Origin of the sequence: Variovorax rhizosphaerae (genome assembly GCF_037889975.1) — a bacterium.
Classification (GTDB): domain Bacteria; phylum Pseudomonadota; class Gammaproteobacteria; order Burkholderiales; family Burkholderiaceae_C; genus Variovorax; species Variovorax rhizosphaerae.
The window spans coordinates 1-18,290 of the sequence record NZ_JBBKZT010000046.1; the positions used below are offsets into that span (position 1 = coordinate 1).

Below are 18,290 nucleotides of genomic sequence, written 5' to 3' on the forward strand. Positions count from 1 at the left end.
GTACGCCCCGGTGACTGTGAGCGTGCTGCCCGGGGCGGCGCCTAGGAGGCTCACGGTACCACCGTTGTCCAGCGCCGCCACGCGCTGGCTGAAGCCCGCGGTGTCGAGCGTTGCACCGCTCGCGACGATGTGGGCTGAGTTGGCGCTGAAGGCGTTGACCGAGGCTGCGCGCAAGGTGCCGGCGGCAACCGTCGTGGCGCCGCTGTAGGTGTTCGCGGCCGACAGCACGGTCGTGCCCGTGCCGGCCTGGCTCACGCCACCGCTGCCGGAGATGAGGCCGTCGAAGGCGTAAAGGTTGTTGCGGTTGAAGGCGAGCGTGCCGTTGTCGACGGCCACGTTTCCGGTGATCGATCCGGTGGCGGCGCCGTTGCCGAGTTGCACCGTGCCGCTCGATATGGTCGTGCCGCCTGTGTAGGTGTTGGCGCCGGTGAGGACGGTTGTTCCGGAACCGGTCTGCTCGACCGCGCCCGTGCCGGAGACGACCCCGCCGAAACTCATCATCGTGCCGTTCGCCGGATTGAAGGCGAGCGCGGCGTTGTTGTTGACGTTGCCGCTGATCGAGCCGTTGCTGGTTCCGTCGCCCAGTTGGAGCGTACCGGCGTTGATGCTCGTGCCCCCCGTGTAGGTGTTGGCGCCGGTGAGGATCAGCGTGCCGGCGTTGGCCTGGGTCAGCGCGCCCGCGCCGCCGATCGCGCCGCTCATCGTGAGCGTGGTGGCCTGCGCGACATCGAACGTGCCGCCGCCTGCGTTCAGCGTCGAGGCGCGCGCGCTGCTAAAGCTCGCGGTGGTGGCGAGCGTGCCGCCGTCGAGGCTTAACGCTCCCGCTGCCGCTCCGAGACTAACGTCGCTTGCGACCTGCAGCGTGCCGCCGTTGATCGCCGTGCCGCCGCTGTAAGAGTTGGCGCCGGTGAGGATCAGCGTGCCGGTGCCGATCAGCTTGAGCGCACCGGTGCCGGAGACGCCGCCGCCGAAGCCCATCGTCGTGCCGTTCGCCGGATTGAAGGCGAGCGCGGCGTTGTTGTTGACGTTGCCACTGATCGAGCCGTTGGTGGTGCCGTCGCCCACTTGGAGCGTGCCGGCGGTGATGCTCGTGCCGCCGCTGTAGGTGTTGACGCCGGTGAGAATCGTCGTGCCGGCGCCGGTCTGGTTGAGCGCGCCGGCGCCGGAGACGACCCCGCCGAAGCTCATCGTCGTACCGTTCACCGGATTGAAGGCGAGCACGGCGTTGTTGCTCACGTTGCCACTGATCGAGCCGTTGGTGGTTCCGTCGCCCAGTTGGAGCGTGCCGGTGTTGATGCTCGTGCCGCCGCTGTAGGTGTTGGCGCCCGTGAGCACCAGCGTGCCCGTGTTGATCTTGGTCAGCGCGCCCGCGCCGCCGATCGCGCTGGTCATCGTGAGCGTGGTGCCGTTGGCGACATCGAGCGTGCCGCCGCCTGCGTTCAGCGTCGTGACGCGCGCACTGCCGAAGCTCGCGGTGGTGGCGAGCGTGCCGCCGTCCAGGCTCAGCGCTCCGGCTGGCGCGCCCAGATTGGCGTCGCTCGAGATCTGCAGCGTGCCGCCGTTGATCGCCGTGCCGCCGCTGTAGGTGTTGGCGCCGGTCAGGATCAGCGTGCCCGGATCGGTCTTCACCAACTGCACCGTTCCCTGCAGCACCGAGGCGATGGTTGCGGTGTCCTCCACCCGAACGATCGTGCGTCCCGTCCCGGCGTTCGTTTCGGTGAGCGTGAGCGGTGCGCCGTCGATCGTGTAGCCGGCGGTCACGAAATCCAGCCCCGAGGCAACGACCTGGCCCAGGCTGTTGTCCACCGTCACCGTGCCGGCTGTACCCTCGAAGATGGCAAAGGCGCCATCGTTCCAGGCTGAATTGAGAGCGCCGTTCAAGTCGGTCCAGTTGCCGATTCCGGCCGAGTTCTGCCAGGCGCCGTTGCCGCCATCGATGACGCCGTTATTGCGCTGGGCCGGGTTTCCGCCGTCCCAGAAGTTCAGCGCCAGGCCGTTCGTGTTGATCAGGTTGATCTGGTTCGGCACCGACGTCTGCAGGAAGAAGTCCGGCGTCGGAACCGTGCCGACCACGAGGCCGTTGTTGGTCAGCGCACCCCCGTAGCCGAACAGCCGATAGACGCCCGGATCGAACGAGCCACCCCCGGAGGCGGTGACGTTCAACGTGCCGTCCAGCGTCAGGTTGCCGTTCACCACCGTGTGATCGTTCAGCGCGCCGCCGACGACACCGGCCTGACCCAGCTGGTAGGTAATCGTCGAGCCGCTGCTGAGGGTGAGGTTGCCATTGATCGTGAGTGTTCCCGGCACGCCAGCGCCAACGCCAGGGCCGAAGGTCCCGCCACTGGCAACGTTCACGCTGCCGCCGATGGTGCCCACGCCCCCAAGCCTCGCGCCGCTTGCAACCGAGACCGTCCCCGTCGCCGCAGATTGATTGCCGTTGATGAACAGCGCCCCCGCATTCACGCTCGTGCCGCCGCTGTAGGTGTTGGCGCCGGTGAGGATGGTCGTGCCGGGGCCGGTCTGGTTGACCGCGCCGGTGCCGGAGATGACGCCGGAGTGGTTCATGGTCGTGCCGTTCGCGGGATTGAACGCGAGCACGGCGTTGTTGGCGACGTTGCCGCCGATCGAGCCGTTGGTGGTGCCGTCGCCCAATTGGAGCGTGCCGGCATTGATGCTCGTGCCGCCGCTGTAGGTGTTGGCGCCGGTGAGAATCGTCGTGCCGGCGCCGGTCTGGTTGAGCGCGCCGGCGCCGGAGACGACCCCGCCGAAGCTCATCGTCGTACCGTTCGCCGGATTGAAGGCGAGCACGGCGTTGTTGCTCACGTTGCCACTGATCGAGCCGTTGGTGGTTCCGTCGCCCAGTTGGAGCGTGCCGGTGTTGGTGCTCGTGCCGCCGCTGTAGGTGTTGGCGCCCGTGAGCACCAGCGTGCCCGTGTTGATCTTGGTCAGCGCGCCCGCGCCGCCGATCGCGCTGGTCATCGTGAGCGTGGTGCCGTTGGCGACATCGAGCGTGCCGCCGCCTGCGTTCAGCGTCGTGACGCGCGCACTGCCGAAGCTCGCGGTGGTGGCGAGCGTGCCGCCGTCCAGGCTCAGCGCTCCGGCTGGCGCGCCCAGATTGGCGTCGCTCGAGATCTGCAGCGTGCCGCCGTTGATCGCCGTGCCGCCGCTGTAGGTGTTGGCGCCGGTCAGGATCAGCGTGCCCGGATCGGTCTTCACCAACTGCACCGTTCCCTGCAGCACCGAGGCGATGGTTGCGGTGTCCTCCACCCGAACGATCGTGCGTCCCGTCCCGGCGTTCGTTTCGGTGAGCGTGAGCGGTGCGCCGTCGATCGTGTAGCCGGCGGTCACGAAATCCAGCCCCGAGGCAACGACCTGGCCCAGGCTGTTGTCCACCGTCACCGTGCCGGCTGTACCCTCGAAGATGGCAAAGGCGCCATCGTTCCAGGCTGAATTGAGAGCGCCGTTCAAGTCGGTCCAGTTGCCGATTCCGGCCGAGTTCTGCCAGGCGCCGTTGCCGCCATCGATGACGCCGTTATTGCGCTGGGCCGGGTTTCCGCCGTCCCAGAAGTTCAGCGCCAGGCCGTTCGTGTTGATCAGGTTGATCTGGTTCGGCACCGACGTCTGCAGGAAGAAGTCCGGCGTCGGAACCGTGCCGACCACGAGGCCGTTGTTGGTCAGCGCACCCCCGTAGCCGAACAGCCGATAGACGCCCGGATCGAACGAGCCACCCCCGGAGGCGGTGACGTTCAACGTGCCGTCCAGCGTCAGGTTGCCGTTCACCACCGTGTGATCGTTCAGCGCGCCGCCGACGACACCGGCCTGACCCAGCTGGTAGGTAATCGTCGAGCCGCTGCTGAGGGTGAGGTTGCCATTGATCGTGAGTGTTCCCGGCACGCCAGCGCCAACGCCAGGGCCGAAGGTCCCGCCACTGGCAACGTTCACGCTGCCGCCGATGGTGCCCACGCCCCCAAGCCTCGCGCCGCTTGCAACCGAGACCGTCCCCGTCGCCGCAGATTGATTGCCGTTGATGAACAGCGCCCCGGCGTTCACGTTCGTGCCGCCGCTGTAAGTGTTGGCGCCGGTCAATGCCCAGGAACCGGTGCCTGATTTGACGAGCGACGTGGCGCCCCCGCTGTCCCCGAGCACCGAGGCAAGCGTGTTGTTGTCCGTGTTGCTTCCGGTCAGGGTGAAGCTGCGCGCTCCGCCTCCGTTCAGTGCGATCGTTCCCGCATTGGTGAATGCCAGCGCTCCGCTGCCGGAGGCATCGAGGCCTCCGCCGTTCGTGGTCAACGTGAACAGCCGATCCGTGCCTGCGGCAACGCCCGTGTATTGCAGCGCGCCGCCATCCAGGACCAGGTTGCCGGCTGCATTGCCGGACGAGCCGATACCACTGGAGGTCGCCCCGTTGACAAGGAGGGGCGTGCTCAGAATGCCGCCGGAGATTGTCGTCGAACCGGTATACGTATTGCGGCCGCTCAACGTCAGCGTGCCCGCACCGGTCTTCCGGAAGCTGCCGCCCGTTCCTGTGAGGATTCCGGAATACGCGGTGGATGCATCGGTGCCGCCCGCGGTCAGGGAAAATGCGTTCAGCCGCACCGTGCCGCCGGTGCCGGCCAGTGAACCGATGGTTTCCGGGGCTTCTCTCAGGCTCCATGCGCCCCCGTTGACGGTGACGGCGATATTCGAACCAATACGACCGCCGAGGGCACCGAAAGTGTTGAAGGTAGCTCCGTTGATCGTGAGCGGCCCGCCAGTAATCGTCGTGCCCTGATAGAGATCCAGTCCGCCACTGTTAAGGACGGTTCCGCCCGAATGGGCCCAAAGGCCGCCTGAGTTGTCGAATACTCCTCTGCCGCCGCTACTGTAAATTGTGAGCGAGCCTGCGCCGCTGGTACTTCTGATCGCGATCCATCCTGAGTTGGGCGTCAGGAAGCTGTTTGCATTTACCACGAGCGAACCCAATTTTCCGTCGGAGCCGGACGAATTCGTCACGGTGCCGCCGTCGAGCGCGACCGGTTCGGAGCTGATGTTCTTGCCGTTGAGGTCGAGGGTGGCGCCGGCCGCGATCGTGGTCCCGGCTGCGGTGGAGCCCAGCGCCGAGTTGTTCCCGGGCACCACGGTGCCGGCCGCGATGTTGACCGCGCCGGTAAAGGTATTTGCGCCGCCGAGCGTGAGCGTGCCGCCGCCCGTCACCAGGAGCCCGTCCGGGCCGGCAACGGCCGAGTTGATGACGGATGCAGTGCCGGGAGCGAGGTTGATCGTCGACGTGCTGCCGGCGCCGAGCGTTAGCCTACTGCCGGTGATCGTATAGCCGCTGGTTCCGAACGTGAGGTTCTGCGCCGTGATCGGCACGCCCAGAGTGACCGTGCCGGCTGCACCGCCTATGATTGCGCTGGTGCCTTGGGTCCAGGCGACGGCGGCTGAACCATCGAACCAGTTCGGCATCGTCGTATCCCAGGTGCCCGATCCGCCGGCACCCGTTACTCCCCAAGTCAATGACTGGGCGCAGACCGCAGGCACGAGCAGCGCCTGAACAGTCAACGCGGTGCCCGCCGTCCGGCAAACAGAGTCCAGACTGCGTCGCTGACAACGCCACCGTGTTACCCAGCGTTTCATCCGCCCTTGCTCCGAACCCATGGCGTGAATCGGCTCAGAACAAACGCTAGCCCAGATCGCAGGCCGCGCGATGACGAGAGCGCGAAACCGCTGCGCATACGAAGAGCTTTAACCCCCCTCGCTGCGGTCACTGTATCGCGCGCCCGTTTCGCTAGTCAACGTAGCTGGCAGGACTGGCCTTCGACACGAAGTTCGACTGCAAGCAGGTCGTCGATCTGCCATGGTCGGCCATGGTCGGCCATGTTGATGCAGATCCGAACGTCGCCTTTGAGGAAAGCCAAGCCGATGACGCGAAGAGCCGCTTTGGGTCGCGAGTTCCAGTTCGTTGCTGTCGTATGCAGCCGTTGGGCGGCGTTGGGTGCGCTCCTGTCGGCTCCAGCTTCTTGGGCGGAGCCGAGGGGTCGTATACGCCGATCGGCTCGCGGCTCATCTTCCCACCCAGTGAGTAGCGCCAGTAAAGCTGCACCGCCCCGCTTGCAAGCTTGCGGGCCTGCAGCGCGCCGCCTCTGTCGAGGCGGCTGTGCAAAGTGACGAAGGTGCCGCCATCAAGTGCCTTGATGGCGGCAGCAGTCGTGGAGATTTGATCTCTTGCCATAGTTGTTCTGGTGCCAGTCCGGTGCCAGTCTTGAAGCGAATGGTCCGGGACGGCAAAAAATCACCATGGACGTAAGCTATTGATCTGTAAAGTCCATTCCCGGTTAGCGCTGTACCAATACACGGACGCAGGCTGACTGCCGTTTACTCAAGGTGGATACAGGGGTGGTCGTACTTATCGTGCGGATTGATGCGGTCGCCAAAATTTCTCTATCTAGATCAACGACTTGCGACGGTGCGTCTTTGCGCAGAGACGCGGGCCGGTAAGTCGTTGTCCCGTGTCGGTATTCCTGACCTGACCGTATCAAATTTCATCGAAAGCGCGATTACCCCTCCTAAGAGACCGTTGACTCTGAGGGAGGTCGCAGGAGCAGGCGAACAACCTTTTCTGACGCCTCAACGTAGTCCTTTGCGGCATCGACGTTCGGCTCGAAGTCGCCATGCACGGCTTTGCTGCCGAGCTTGTACAGCTCCAACGCGGTGTGCACGACCTGCTTTGGAATGACCCCGTGCCTCTGCAAAGCGTAGAGCACTGTCGTAAATGTGTACCCCGTCCCCTTGGGCATCAACGTGCCCTCGCGCATGCTTAATCGCTTCACCGCCGCCTCGATGTTGGCGCGTCCCAGCATCACCGCCGCCTTCGGGCTGGTTGCCACCAAAACCGGGTCAATGAGGTGGATGCGCGCCAAGCACGGGTCGTCAACAGGTGCGTTGGGGTCGAAGGGCGGCTCGACGTGCGGAACAACTGGCGGCGCTTCAGTGGCCTCAATCGCCTCGACCTCGGCAAGCGCTTCTTTTGCACCCCTCGCAAACTTCGCCTCGACCCCCAAGCCCTTTCAGCTCAGTGATCTCGTCGAAAAGCTTGGTCAGCTTGCCCTTGAAGACAATGATGACGAGCACGGCGACCAGCGGCCATGCCCACACCTTCGACATCTCCACTGCGAACGTCATGCAATCCATGGCGCGGGAGTGTACGGGGCAGGTGTACTTTCTCTGCAGAATGGTGCGCTTTGACCTGAAATCCTGTTGCCGGGCAACGACTTACGATACCGGCGTGTGCGCGACAGTCCTCTGCCGGCAAGCCGTTGATTCTGAAAAGGACATTGCGCCTTGGCGTGTCAATTTTCCGCAAGAGTACGGCTACCCCCCTTTGAACGAAGCAAATCCGTCACATTGTGGATGTGCGGTGGCGTGGCCGGCGCGTATGGTCGTGATCCATGAGGGACTTCCGCGCTCGCTTTCCTGGGCCCCGATAGAGACGGCGCGACCCCGTGGCACACGCTTGATCGAGGGCTACAGCGCGAAGCTGCAGCGCCGTGTACGCCTCTTCGATCACTCGAGTTTCGCGCACTGGATTTGCCTGGAGGCAGCCCCTGCGGTGATCACGGTCCTGCAGGTGTGGGATTTCGGTGACACATTTCCTTCGCAGCCGAGCCGACCGGCGGCAGTGAGACAGATTTGCTTCGCGGACCGCGCAATGCAAGGCTGGGTGCGGCATTTGTGGCCGGCAGGGGCAGTCCCGAAGAGGCGCAGCGACACATTTACCTGCGCAGGAGTGTCAGATTCACTTTCTTCTACGAATGCGTTGAGCCCTGGTTGCAGCCCTACGAATCCGTGGTCGGAGGGTCGGCCTAGGCGTGCCGCCTCACGGCGGTCAATTGCGCTTCCGTCAGGTCGCGCGCAAAGACCAGGTCCACTGGGGCGTCCCGGACCTCGTCCCAAGCGATCTCCAAAAGCCGAAAGCCCCGCAGCCCCGCGTCGTCGAGGATTAGGACATCCACTTTGGACCCCTCAGTGAACGGAGCCGATTCGCGCGCGAGAGAGCCAATCACCTCGGACTTCACCCCAACGCCTTCCAGGCGCTCCATGAGCCGATCGATCTGGGGTCGCAGGAGCGCCCTTCGCGAATCGATTCCCTGACGCAGATTTCCAAAGCGCGAGCGGCGCAGTCCGGTTGGCGCGGTGAATTCCATTTTCATCTCACGGGCGGCAAGGTCGAGGAGGGCGCATTTTGGGTGAAAAGCAGGGGCGCGGTGCGGCCGAAATTGTTGCTTTTCTTGTCCGGATGCCCAAGGGTGATCTCGGTTTTGGTGCATGTGGCGGTCTACTTGCTCGTCCTGACCGTCTTGCGGCGTGCCTTAGTAGGCTTTCGCGTGTCGACGAGCGCGGCGGCGAGTAGCGCGCGCGTGTCCTCGTGCGATTTCTTTTCTTCACCCAGCTGACGTTCAAGGTCGTCCAATCGCTGCGCCCGAGCCGCACCCTCGGACTGGGATTGCGCGAGCAGGCTTGCCTGGCGGGTGAGTTGATCGCGAAGCTCTCGTTCGACCTGCTGAGCAGCCTGCTGTGTCTCGCGCAGCATCCGGCGGCCGGCCTCCAGCGTCTGGGCTGCGGCTTCCTCGCTCCGAATGCGCTGTTGCTGTTCCCTGGCCAGTGCAGCCTCCAGCTGCTTCGAGGTCTGGCGCGCACGGTCGACCTCCTCATGTGAGTGGCGTTCCAAGGCGACGTGGCGTTCCCGCTCCGCCTTGACATCCTTGTCGCGCTCGGCAAGCGCCGCCGCCTGCTCCTGCCGCAGCACTTCCTTGCTGGCGTGAGACTGCTGGAGGAGGGCGTTGAGCCGGGCGATCTCTTGTTCGAACGTGGCCCGCAGCCGCGCGGTCTCGGCCGTCTGCTCGGCCAGCTGCCGCTCCAGCGTCTCGCGCGCCTGCTGCGATGAGGCCAGCGCCGCGTCCAGGCTCACCCGGGCCTGTTCGAAGGCGGCTTCACGCTGCGCCAAATCGGCCCGGTCAACCGCCAGCACATTGGCGGCTTCTTCCAGCGAGGCCCGCACGCCTTCCAGTTCCTGCCGCTGGACATCCTCGGCTTCGCGCCGCGCCGTCTCCCACAGGAGCCGCGTGGCATTGCGCACCGACACCGGCACGCCGTCCGCGTCGTTTCCCGCCGCGAGATTGGCCGAGGGATTCGTCCCACCGGCGATCCTTTGGCTCAAACTCCCAAACCATTTCTCCAGCATCGGGCTCACGGTATTCGGCGACCCGCGCCCGATCTTGAGCCGCACGCGCTCGATGGTGGGCCGCAGCCCCTCGGCCAGAAGCGCGTCCGCGGCCCTGCACACGTCTTCTTCCTGGATGCCACGTCGAAACTGTTGAATCTCAGCCATTTGAACCTCGCAACTTTCAGGCGAACGACCCGCCCTTCCCCTCTAATATTTACCAACGATAAGGGATAGATATTGCTTCGACTGAGATCGCGGAAAGAGCCAGAGAAAGCGAGGCGCGCACCTTCAAGGGATAGACCCATACTCGAATCGCCTAAAGGAACTCGGATGTCTGAGGTATACGCCAACGATCTTAGGCGTCGTCCAAAACGGACCGGTTCTGCACAGGGCGGTAGGCGACTTTGCCCTGATCCTTGTACGGGAGGGCATGGCCGTCTATGATTGCTAGCACTACGAAGGAGTGACAGCAAGTGCCCACGCTCACAATCCGCGACTTTCCCGAAACGGCGCACGCGGCGCTGAAGATCCTGGCGGCCCGCAGGGGAGGGCGCCGCAGTGTCGAGGGCTTTGCTCGCACCGTCCTAGTCGAGGTGGCCACGAGGCAGTCGTCATCGACTCCAGGCTTTGGCGACCAACTCGTCGCGATCGGGCGGCAGTTGCACTCCGATCTCGCGGCGGCCGGCGAGCGCCTCAGCAACGAGGATGTCGACGCGCTGTTCAAACGCTTGGACGAAAGCGTCGAGCCGGCGAGCTTTGAATGATCCTGCTCGATACGAACGTCGTCTCCGAACTGATAAAGCCGCAGCCTGCCCAGAAGGTGGTGGACTGGTTCAACCTGCGGGCGCCGGCCGACCTGTGCATCTGCGCCACCACCGTGATGGAGATGCTCTCGGGCGTCTCGCGCATGCCAGTGGGGCAGAACCGCACGCGCGTGGATCAGGCCGTCAACGCCATCATCCCGCGATTCCAAGTCCTTCCGTTCGACGAGTTCGCGGCGCGCTCATACGCCCAGTTGACGGAGCGGGCGTTAGGGGTAGGGTACAACGTCACGATCGGCGACGGACAGATCGCGGCGGTTGCGCACTCCGCCGGCATCACTACCGTTGCCACTCGCGACACGGGGCCATTCCTCGCGATGGGCCTGGCTGTCATCGACCCGTTTGTGTGACCAGGCGTTCACGACCGCGATGATGACTGAACACGATGCGTTCGCGGCCCTGCAAGCGGAGAACGCTCGGCTGGTAGCGTTGCTGGAATCGGACAGGATTGAATGGCGAACAGCGCCATCGCCAGCGCCGGCAACGCCCGCCCTAGCCCCAGAGCCGAAATCGGAATCCGAGCCGTCTCGCCTATCAACCCCAGAGAAGGTGGCGCTGTTTCGGCGGCTGTTCCGTGGCCGCACGGATGTCTATCCTGTACGCTGGGAAGGCAAGACCTCAGGCAAGTCGGGCTACGCGCCCGCATGCGGCAACGAGTGGCGGGCCGGCGTTTGCGAGAAGCCACGCATCAAATGCGCCGACTGCACCCACCGTCTGCTGATCCCCCTGTCCGATGCGGTGATCTACGACCATCTGGCCGGCAAGCATACGGTGGGGGTCTACCCGCTGCTGGAAGACGACATCTGCCATTTTCTGGCCGTCGATTTCGACGAGGCCGAGTGGCAGCAAGACGCCCATGCGTTCATGCAGGCCTGCAGCGAGTTAGGTGTGCCAGCGGCGCTGGAGATTTCACGCTCTGGCCGGGGCGCGCATGCTTGGATCTTCTTTGCGGGGAGAGTCTCTGCACGGGATGCCCGGCGCCTGGGGACGGCCATCATCAGCCACACCTGCGCACGAACCCGACAGCTCAAACTGGCATCCTACGACCGCCTGTTTCCCAATCAGGACACGATGCCCAAAGGCGGTTTCGGCAACCTGATCGCCCTGCCACTGCAAAAGCACCCGCGCGAGAAAGGCTGTAGCGTCTTCGTCGATGTCGATCTGTGTCCGCACCGCGACCAGTGGGCATTCCTCGCGTCCGTCAAGCCTATGGAGCCACACGACGTCGAGCCGACCATCCTGCGTGCCACCGGTGGCACTCACCCCCTCGACGTGACTTTCATCGACGATGAAGACTTGGCCACGCCATGGAAGCGGGAGGCCACCACATCAACGAAGCTGGCGGGCGCGATGCCCGAGGCGTTGATCGTGACGCTGGCCAACCTGATTTATTTTGAGAAAGGCGAATTGCCCCAAGCGCTTGCCAATCGCCTGATCCGGCTGGCGGCCTTTCAGAACCCCGAGTTCTACAAGGCCCAGGCCATGCGGATGTCCGTATGGGACAAGCCGCGTGTGATCGGGCAAGCCGAGAACTTCCCGCAGCACATCGCGTTGCCGCGCGGCTGCCTCGATGCCGCCCTGGCATTGCTGAAAGAAAACGATATTCGCTGCGACCTGCGAGACGAGAGGTATCGTGGGGAGCCCATCAATGTCAGCTTCGTCGGCAACTTGCGGCATGACCAGGAGGCGGCTGTCTCGGCCATGCTGCGTCACGAGGCGGGCGTGCTTTGCGCGCCGACCGCATTCGGCAAGACGGTCACTGCGGCCGCCCTCATCGCCAGACGCAGGGTGAACACTCTGGTACTGGTGCATCGAACCGAGCTGCTCAAGCAATGGCAAGAGCGACTGCAAGCCTTTCTCGGCGCAGGAAAGGGCATGGTCGGCACCATTGGTGGCGGAAAATCCAAGCCCACCGGCAGGATCGACATCGCCGTGATGCAGTCGGTGTCCCGTCAGGGAGAGGTCAATTCGCTTGTCGAGACCTACGGACAGGTCATCGTCGATGAGTGTCACCATATTGGCGCCACATCGTTCGATGCCATCCTCAAACGGATCAAGGCGAAGTTCGTGCTCGGCCTGACCGCCACGCCGATTCGCCGCGATGGCCAGCAGCCAATCATCTTCATGCAATGCGGGCCCATCCGGCATACGGCGGCCAGACCGGTCGGCGCACCGCACGACCTGGAGGTGCTGCCGAGATCACGGTCTTCCCGCATCGATCTGCCTAGCACTGCGGGCATTCAGGACGTGTTTCGGCACCTTGCGAATGACGCGTTGAGCGTGTGCAAAAGTGTGGGAGGCTGATTCCGAAGGTCAAGCACCAAACTCCCCTGGAACCCGCCGCCGTTACGGCGGATGGCACGACAGTCGAATGCCCGTCCTCGACGCCTTGGCCCACTTCGCCAGTCGACCTGGCGACAGTTCGCCGTTGAGAGCAGCGACACGGACCTGCGCCAGGCAATGGGCCCCTTCGTCGGTCCATCGCATTTGCTGCTTCTTCGCCATCCGATGGCTCACCACCAGGTTCACTGCCGACTCTGCGATGCTGCTGCTGATAGCCAAGCCCCTTCTGTGACGCGCCCCGTAATTCACCAGCGTGCCGGCGTTGTTCTTGATGTAGCCAGAAACGCGCTGGAGATTCCACCAAAGCGTCGAGTATTCATAGCCCGCCCTGGCCAGCAACGCGTCATCGAGCGCCTTGATGCGCGCCACGGACTTGCCGCCCTTGCCGTGCCAGACGAACCATTTGGCGCTGCGGATCTCGCTCTGCACCCAGGCTCGCTCCAGCGGTTCGATCATCGCGCTGCCGAATACCGAGTTCTCCGCCGCCTTGAACTTCATTGCGATGTGAAACCAGTCAAGTATCCTGCCGCGGGCAAGCTGACTGCCCTCGACCGCCTTGGCGAACTCGCCCGCGTCATCGCTGATCACGGTCACTCGCTCGTTGGGCTCGACACCGCTTCGGGCGAGGAACTGATCCAATCGCGCGGCCGCCGAGGGCACCTGCTTGTGCACGTACGCGTACACGCGGGGAGCGCGGTCGGCAAACGCAGCTCGCCCGGCAACGATGTTCACGTGGCGTTGCAAGGTCGGTGGCTGCGACCAAGGCGACCGAAGCTTGGCTTCGGCGCGCGCAGCCTGGCGACCCTTTGCGGTGCTGTGGTGCGTCAACCATGCCGAATCGACGCTGACGCACGCGACGTTGGGGGATTCGCGCGGTGGGGCGATGGTGTCGGCGATTGCGGCGGCTTTCGGTTGGTTGGCAATATCGCGGTCCACCTCGGCATCGAGTTGCCTCGCGACCTTATGAATTCTTTGCCGTGTGCCGCTGAACGAGATCTGCTTGTCCAGAGGAAGGACCTCCTTGAGCAGTGCTGTGGCCTGCCGGTAAGGCAAATGGGCAGCCCATTCCACCTGAAGGTATTCCAGTTCAGGTGTCACACGCTTTGGCAGCGCCTTGCAGAGCGGACTCATGGAGCTGCGTGCGGTCCCCGGCGCCGCGCGGCAGCGACACGACCACAATCTCGGGCTCTTGACGGCCACGTTTCCATACACGGTCCGCACCACTACGTTGCGACTGTCCTTGTGGCTGAGCGCCGTGCCGCACCGGCGGCAATTCATCTCGCCCAACATCCAAGCGTCGACCTGCTGCGAGACCAATACGTCTTGGGCCCGAGCCAGCAGGGCACGGCCTTCAGCAAGGGTGAGGCCCAACTTGGAAAGACTGCGGTCGCGCCGCTCGAGCACGGCCAACGTGACCGCACCGTCTACTGCGTCGCCGATGTCCGCGGCCTCCGCGGTTCGAGCCTCAATGATCAAGCGCATGGTTTATCTCCGGACCGTACGATGATCGCGAGAGTAGCGAAGATGGCCCAGATGGCCGCTTATCAGCAATTCGAAGCGAGGTCCCCGCCCCTCTTAGCCTCCCACACTTTTGCACACTCTCGCTCGGCGTTGTGTTCCAGCCGGTGCAGCGGCCCACCACCCTTTGCCTTCGCCGTCTGCACCCACTTTTCCCCTTCCTTGCGGATACGCAGCGCGACGCCCTTTGCGGCAAGCCGACCATCCGCCGTGTCGAAGTAGTGCGCCTGCAAGCGGGTGGCCGTTGCGTCAACCGCGCGCAGAGCCTTCTCGACGGCCTTGAGCTGCTTCGCAGGCACTTCGAACTTGAACTCGACTTCCATGCTCACTCCCGGTTGCTTCGTCACAAATACCGTGCCGACCAAAGCCCAAAGACGGACTTGGCCATGGCCGCGGGGCACGCTGCGACGCGTGGCGCAGAGGTCGGCGGCGTCAAGAAAGGGACATGTCGCGTACCTGATGCGACATGTCGAAGAGCTTGGCTTTCCCCTGGATGTAGCGATCCAAGCGCCACTCGCTCAGAATGGCAAGTGCGAGTTCGAAGCTCTTCATGTCAAGCGTGTAGAGGTCCGCAATCTTGAAATCCTGATCCGATTCAAGCGCGAGGACCAACTTTGCGAGCGTTCGACAGGATTCACTCGTGGGATCCGCAGCGATCTTCCTGCGGGCAAGTTTGATGGCGTTCATGGGGGGCCTCAGTGCGAAGGAGCACACGCATTGTGCGCCGATGGTAGGCGTGAACGGGGGAGGCCTTTTCCGCTGGCGGTCGCGCAACGCGCGACGTGCGCTCATCTGGAGCGGCGACACCGTCTACGCCGACGGGCCCGTTCGCACCCCAACTGAAACTGCCCGACCGCATGGTGTGGAACAACCTCGTGACCGAGGAAGTCAGCAAGGTGGCCGAGAGGCTCGACGAGCTTCGCGGCCGCTACCGCTACACCTGATGGACGCCAACATCCGCAGCACGGCGGCCGTGGACCGCAGATCAGGCAATGGCATGACCACGAGGACATCAACCTGCCTGGCCGGACGCGAAGTGCGTGCAGAGCGATGCACCCTGCAAGGAAAAGAACACCTGCTGCCGGTCGCACGCGCGACGCGGGCCTTTCACGACTACGCACCCTTGCGACATCATGACGACGAGGAATCGCAGCGCGTCTACCACCATCTGCCACAGGGGCCGTCGCTGGACTGATCATGGTCGACATGCGCAGCTACCGCGGTGCCAGTTCAGTCAATTTGCAAGCGACGGGTGACGCGCAGAGCGCCTTCATCGGGCGGCCGCAGGCCGCCCGGCTGGCGCAAGGATTGAACAGTCGAAGGCGGTGTGGAAGGTTGATCGCCGCCGCCTACATGCCGATCGGCCTGGGCGTGCCCGCTGGCAAAGATGCCAATGGCCGCGACCTGTGGGAGGCGATTGCCACCAAATGAGGCGAACCAGCCACTGGGGCGCGAGATCGAGATCGCGCGCCTGCGCTAGATCAAGCGGGCCGGCATTCCGCAACGTGGTCTGGCTCACGGCGGACGCACACTGCCCTGCGGCGCACTTCTACGCCCCGCAAGGCGAAGGTCAGCTACTTCGCGCCGTACTGGGAGTTTGTGTCGGGGACGCGGGCAGTTTCTGACCCAATCCGCCCGAACCGACCTTCGGCCTGAAGGTGATCTACCAGAAGGCGCCGCAGATGGAGAACAACGCGCCCACGGTAAGCCTGCAGTTCTTTGGAAAGGTCGCCGTGCCGAACTCGGCCTGCGAGGAGCTTGAGGAAGTCAGTCCGCAAGACTTCGACCGACAGTTTCCATTTTGGCTGCGCATTGGGCAGCAACTGAGGGTCGGAACGGCAGCGATCAGTTTGCGCCAGTGTGCGGCTGCAACGTCAGCCCGACCAGCCGCGAGACGACGAGGGCGAGATACATCACCCCCGTGAACATTGCCACACTGCCGAGTGCGCGTGCATGGACGGTGACAGGGATCACGTCGCCGATGCCGGTGCTCGACAACAAGGCAAAGCTCAGGTACATCAGTTCGGTCCAGGTCCGCGGCGCCTGTGCATTCGTCGCCGCCAGGAAGCTGCCGGGTTGCAGCGCTTGCGTCACCACGAACAGATGCGTGAACGCCCAAGCCAGCAACGTGAACGTGGCCCCCACTGCGAACAGTTCGTCGAGCGTGGCCTTGCGGTCGGCCATCATGTAAGCAATCAGGCTGCCCGCGGCATAGAGATAGAAAACGGCTTCGAGTCCTGAGGACCAAGGCAGCAACGAAGGAAAGTCGCCCAGAGTTTGCAGCGCCAGCAGGATGACTGCCGGGATCGCAAGGCAGACGCTGACCCAGGTCAGCCCGGGCGTCCGGCGCACCATGCGCACGGAGATGAAGAGCACAACGATGCCGAACACGGCCAGCACGCCGCCCCCGACACGCGTCGATTCCACGAAAGGGTAGGCCACGATGCCAAAGAGCTGAACAACCAGCAACACCGCGCAGGGGTGACGGCGCGTTTCGGCAAACATTCGAAGGTAGTTCATGCGAACCGGATGCTAAGGCGTTTCCGGCAGGGGAGGCGAGCCGTGCGGGAAGTGATTCGCAGCGAGCGTTCCTCGTATTGCGCAACGCCAGCCAGCCGGCGGTGGCAGAGAAGCCGATGGCGACGGCAACCCAGAACCTCTTGCTTCTCCCGCGCCAGCGGCATTCCGCCGTCGTTTCTGCCGACCAGGCCAGCCAGGATATTGATGGACAGCCAAGCATGACTCAACGCGCCGATGAAACGCTACACGTTTCCGGGATCGGCTCTGCTTCAATGCGTCGCATGAAATATGCACCACGCGCGAATACGAGCACAAAGCAGATGCCGTCGCCGCCATGTTGCCACTTCGCACGAATAGGCATGGCTTCGAGATTGCGTCCCTTCACGTGCCGAGTCTGTCGACGGGGGTATGCATTCGGCTACGGCTCGAACCGGTTGGCTTTGAGGCCAGCCGACAGGGCACGCCCCTTTGAGCACTGAACCAAAGGACAGTGTCACCCGCACGTAAGACGCGGTACCGTCGGCGATGCTCGGACCTGAGCCTCTCATTGCGGTCGTGGATGACGAGTCGGCGGTACGGACCATGCTGGCGCGGGTGTTACGGCTCGCGCAATTCCGCGTGGCCCAGTTTCCTTCAGGCGAGCTTTTCATGGCGACACTTTTGAGAAAGCCGTTTCTCAAGCGCAGAATTGCTGGCGGCAATCAAGGTTGCGACCACGGCAAGCGGACGTTGACCCGAGCGTTGGGACGCAAGGCCAACCGCGCAGCAAGACACCTTGCCGATTGACCGCGCCACAACGATGATGGCTTGCGCCCCATGCATGGGGCCGAGGGACGAGACGCCGAGTCGAGCGCGGTGCGAGTCCCGCCTCCACGCCGACGCTGCAGGCAAGAGCATTCAGACGCCAAGGAGTTCGCATTGATTCACCGGATGCCAGGTCGCCTTCGCGTCGCGGCTTTCCTTCTCTGCGGCTTCAGTCTCCGCGCGGCAGCTCAACCCACAGCACTTGCTGGTGACGACTTGCAGCGGGCGTTCGCCGCGTCGTTTGCCTTGGTGCCGGAAGTTGCAAAGTTCATTGCCGTGCCTGCATGTCGCCAGCATGGCCAGCAGGCCGCCGAAGTCGCGCGCGCCCGCGACAAAGGGATGACACAGGCTGCAGCGTTGGAACTACTGGCGCCGCCCGCAAGTACGTCAAGGCAACCAGGGGACAAGCGAATCGATGCCGCTGTCACCCACGCCAACACCGCCATTGCAGCGTACGTCTTTGGCCCCTCACGGCCATCGCCCGAGTTGGCTATCGCGATCGTCAACGGCGCCTGTTTGCTTGGGGCGCGCACGACAATCGGTCAGATTGGAGTCTGAATGCCATTCGTTCGCGAATGCTTCAGAATCTTGCGAACAGCATGCAAGGGCTTGGTGGTAGCGGGGCTTGAACGAAATGAAACACGACGACGACCCCGACAAGGGGCTCAAACTCTTCGTCATCATCGTCCTCGTGGCCTTGATGGCGTTCGCGCTGCTGGCCATGTACGACCTGCGCCATTAACAGGCCGTTGAAAAACCGCTCATTGGCACGCGTTTTCCCCTTGCAATTCGGACTCGGGTCTTCATCCAGTACGTCGGGTCACGCGAGGGCGGTGGAATCGAGTCCGCGCAGCGGCATTCATGCGGTTCCATCAGGTCATTTCGGTGCTCTCACCGCTCATTGCACGCATTGCGGGCGCAGGTTGGCCAAGTTGCGCAGCCGCGTGAGGTTGTAGGCAGTCATCGTCAGAGTCAGAAGCTGGTCGACCTTATCCAGTCCTTGCACCATCACCTGCCGGATTGGTCCGATTGCCTTGCCCCAGCCGAAGCACTGTTCGATTCGCTTTCTCTTGCGTTGGCTG

Annotated in this window: 17 protein-coding genes and 1 pseudogene; 8 read left to right on the forward strand and 10 right to left on the reverse strand. The window is 63.8% G+C overall.

The genetic code is table 11. The features are described 5' to 3' along the window. The 5 genes from WKW82_RS38275 to WKW82_RS38295 form a co-directional block, all read right to left on the reverse strand. On the reverse strand, positions 1-5,445 hold a 5,445-nt coding region (locus WKW82_RS38275; RefSeq protein ID WP_340348462.1), incomplete at its 3' end, for a beta strand repeat-containing protein. Positions 5,446-5,767: 322 nt separating this feature from the next. After that, a complete protein-coding gene (locus WKW82_RS38280; RefSeq protein ID WP_340348463.1) occupies positions 5,768-6,211 on the reverse strand; it encodes a hypothetical protein in 444 nt (147 codons plus the stop codon). A 334-nt stretch (positions 6,212-6,545) separates the two neighbouring features. Beyond that, positions 6,546-7,040: a DUF4145 domain-containing protein gene (locus WKW82_RS38285; protein WP_340348464.1), complete on the reverse strand. Its 495-nt coding sequence runs from the start codon at positions 7,038-7,040 to the stop codon at positions 6,546-6,548. Between the two features lie 801 nt (positions 7,041-7,841). Further along, positions 7,842-8,183 carry a hypothetical protein gene (locus WKW82_RS38290; RefSeq protein WP_340348465.1) on the reverse strand — a complete coding sequence of 114 codons (342 nt, stop codon included), beginning with the start codon at positions 8,181-8,183 and terminating at the stop codon, positions 7,842-7,844. A gap of 131 nt (positions 8,184-8,314) precedes the next feature. Further along, positions 8,315-9,367, reverse strand: coding sequence for a DNA-binding protein (locus WKW82_RS38295; RefSeq protein ID WP_340348466.1), 1,053 nt, complete (start codon positions 9,365-9,367; stop codon positions 8,315-8,317). A gap of 308 nt (positions 9,368-9,675) precedes the next feature. Between WKW82_RS38295 and WKW82_RS38300 the strand changes: the two genes are divergently transcribed. Genes WKW82_RS38300 through WKW82_RS38310 form a run of 3 tightly spaced genes read left to right on the forward strand, consistent with a single transcriptional unit; the run spans position 9,676 to position 12,327 of the window. Further along, positions 9,676-9,966 (forward strand): FitA-like ribbon-helix-helix domain-containing protein, encoded by a 291-nt coding sequence (locus WKW82_RS38300; RefSeq protein WP_340348467.1) that lies wholly within the window; start codon positions 9,676-9,678, stop codon positions 9,964-9,966. Then, entirely contained in the window at positions 9,963-10,373 is a 411-nt protein-coding gene (locus tag WKW82_RS38305; protein WP_340348468.1) for a PIN domain-containing protein, read from the forward strand. Before WKW82_RS38300 ends, WKW82_RS38305 begins: the two co-directional genes overlap by 4 nt. A 22-nt stretch (positions 10,374-10,395) precedes the next feature. Beyond that, the gene (locus WKW82_RS38310; RefSeq protein ID WP_340348469.1) at positions 10,396-12,327 is read left to right on the forward strand and encodes a TOTE conflict system archaeo-eukaryotic primase domain-containing protein; all 1,932 of its coding nucleotides are present in this window, start codon (positions 10,396-10,398) and stop codon (positions 12,325-12,327) included. A 42-nt stretch (positions 12,328-12,369) separates the two neighbouring features. On the opposite strand, the gene WKW82_RS38315 is transcribed toward WKW82_RS38310, so the two are convergent. The 3 genes from WKW82_RS38315 to WKW82_RS38325 form a co-directional block, all read right to left on the reverse strand. Continuing rightward, positions 12,370-13,770, reverse strand: a complete 1,401-nt coding sequence (locus WKW82_RS38315) for an ISKra4 family transposase (protein ID WP_340348478.1) — start codon at positions 13,768-13,770, stop codon at positions 12,370-12,372. Positions 13,771-13,910: 140 nt separating this feature from the next. After that, the gene (locus WKW82_RS38320) at positions 13,911-14,207 is read right to left on the reverse strand and encodes a CYTH domain-containing protein (protein ID WP_340348470.1); all 297 of its coding nucleotides are present in this window, start codon (positions 14,205-14,207) and stop codon (positions 13,911-13,913) included. Positions 14,208-14,316: 109 nt separating this feature from the next. Then, positions 14,317-14,571, reverse strand: a complete 255-nt coding sequence (locus WKW82_RS38325) for a hypothetical protein (RefSeq protein WP_340348471.1) — start codon at positions 14,569-14,571, stop codon at positions 14,317-14,319. A gap of 95 nt (positions 14,572-14,666) precedes the next feature. Between WKW82_RS38325 and WKW82_RS38330 the strand changes: the two genes are divergently transcribed. The 3 genes from WKW82_RS38330 to WKW82_RS38340 are packed head-to-tail and all read left to right on the forward strand — an operon-like array spanning position 14,667 to position 15,315. Next, positions 14,667-14,828 carry a hypothetical protein gene (locus WKW82_RS38330; protein WP_340348472.1) on the forward strand — a complete coding sequence of 54 codons (162 nt, stop codon included), beginning with the start codon at positions 14,667-14,669 and terminating at the stop codon, positions 14,826-14,828. Continuing rightward, positions 14,828-15,079 (forward strand): hypothetical protein, encoded by a 252-nt coding sequence (locus WKW82_RS38335; RefSeq protein WP_340348473.1) that lies wholly within the window; start codon positions 14,828-14,830, stop codon positions 15,077-15,079. The genes WKW82_RS38330 and WKW82_RS38335 overlap by 1 nt, the downstream gene beginning before the upstream one ends. A gap of 2 nt (positions 15,080-15,081) precedes the next feature. After that, positions 15,082-15,315 (forward strand): hypothetical protein, encoded by a 234-nt coding sequence (locus WKW82_RS38340; RefSeq protein WP_340348474.1) that lies wholly within the window; start codon positions 15,082-15,084, stop codon positions 15,313-15,315. A 414-nt stretch (positions 15,316-15,729) separates the two neighbouring features. Here WKW82_RS38340 and WKW82_RS38345 read toward each other — a convergent pair whose 3' ends face one another. After that, on the reverse strand, positions 15,730-16,404 hold the full coding sequence (locus WKW82_RS38345; RefSeq protein WP_340348475.1) for an ion channel: 675 nt from the start codon (positions 16,402-16,404) through the stop codon (positions 15,730-15,732). A 555-nt stretch (positions 16,405-16,959) separates the two neighbouring features. Here WKW82_RS38345 and WKW82_RS38350 point away from each other — a divergent pair. Further along, complete coding sequence (locus tag WKW82_RS38350) at positions 16,960-17,190, forward strand: hypothetical protein (protein ID WP_340348476.1); 231 nt, start codon at positions 16,960-16,962, stop codon at positions 17,188-17,190. A gap of 132 nt (positions 17,191-17,322) precedes the next feature. After that, the gene (locus WKW82_RS38355) at positions 17,323-17,766 is read left to right on the forward strand and encodes a hypothetical protein (RefSeq protein WP_340348477.1); all 444 of its coding nucleotides are present in this window, start codon (positions 17,323-17,325) and stop codon (positions 17,764-17,766) included. 340 nt (positions 17,767-18,106) lie between these two features. Here WKW82_RS38355 and WKW82_RS38360 read toward each other — a convergent pair. Then, positions 18,107-18,290, reverse strand: a pseudogene (locus WKW82_RS38360) (IS5/IS1182 family transposase); the annotation flags it as partial.

Excerpts from the sequence above, each read along its gene's own strand:
- WKW82_RS38295 (WP_340348466.1), bottom strand. The coding sequence starts at position 9,367 with ATGGCTGAGATTCAACAGTTTCGACGTGGCATCCAGGAAGAAGACGTG.
- WKW82_RS38340 (WP_340348474.1), top strand. The coding sequence starts at position 15,082 with ATGGTCGACATGCGCAGCTACCGCGGTGCCAGTTCAGTCAATTTGCAA.
- WKW82_RS38305 (WP_340348468.1), top strand. The coding sequence starts at position 9,963 with ATGATCCTGCTCGATACGAACGTCGTCTCCGAACTGATAAAGCCGCAG.
- WKW82_RS38345 (WP_340348475.1), bottom strand. The coding sequence starts at position 16,404 with ATGAACTACCTTCGAATGTTTGCCGAAACGCGCCGTCACCCCTGCGCG.
- WKW82_RS38280 (WP_340348463.1), bottom strand. The coding sequence starts at position 6,211 with ATGGCAAGAGATCAAATCTCCACGACTGCTGCCGCCATCAAGGCACTT.
- WKW82_RS38320 (WP_340348470.1), bottom strand. The coding sequence starts at position 14,207 with ATGGAAGTCGAGTTCAAGTTCGAAGTGCCTGCGAAGCAGCTCAAGGCC.
- WKW82_RS38290 (WP_340348465.1), bottom strand. The coding sequence starts at position 8,183 with ATGGAATTCACCGCGCCAACCGGACTGCGCCGCTCGCGCTTTGGAAAT.
- WKW82_RS38335 (WP_340348473.1), top strand. The coding sequence starts at position 14,828 with ATGGACGCCAACATCCGCAGCACGGCGGCCGTGGACCGCAGATCAGGC.
- WKW82_RS38310 (WP_340348469.1), top strand. The coding sequence starts at position 10,396 with ATGACTGAACACGATGCGTTCGCGGCCCTGCAAGCGGAGAACGCTCGG.
- WKW82_RS38325 (WP_340348471.1), bottom strand. The coding sequence starts at position 14,571 with ATGAACGCCATCAAACTTGCCCGCAGGAAGATCGCTGCGGATCCCACG.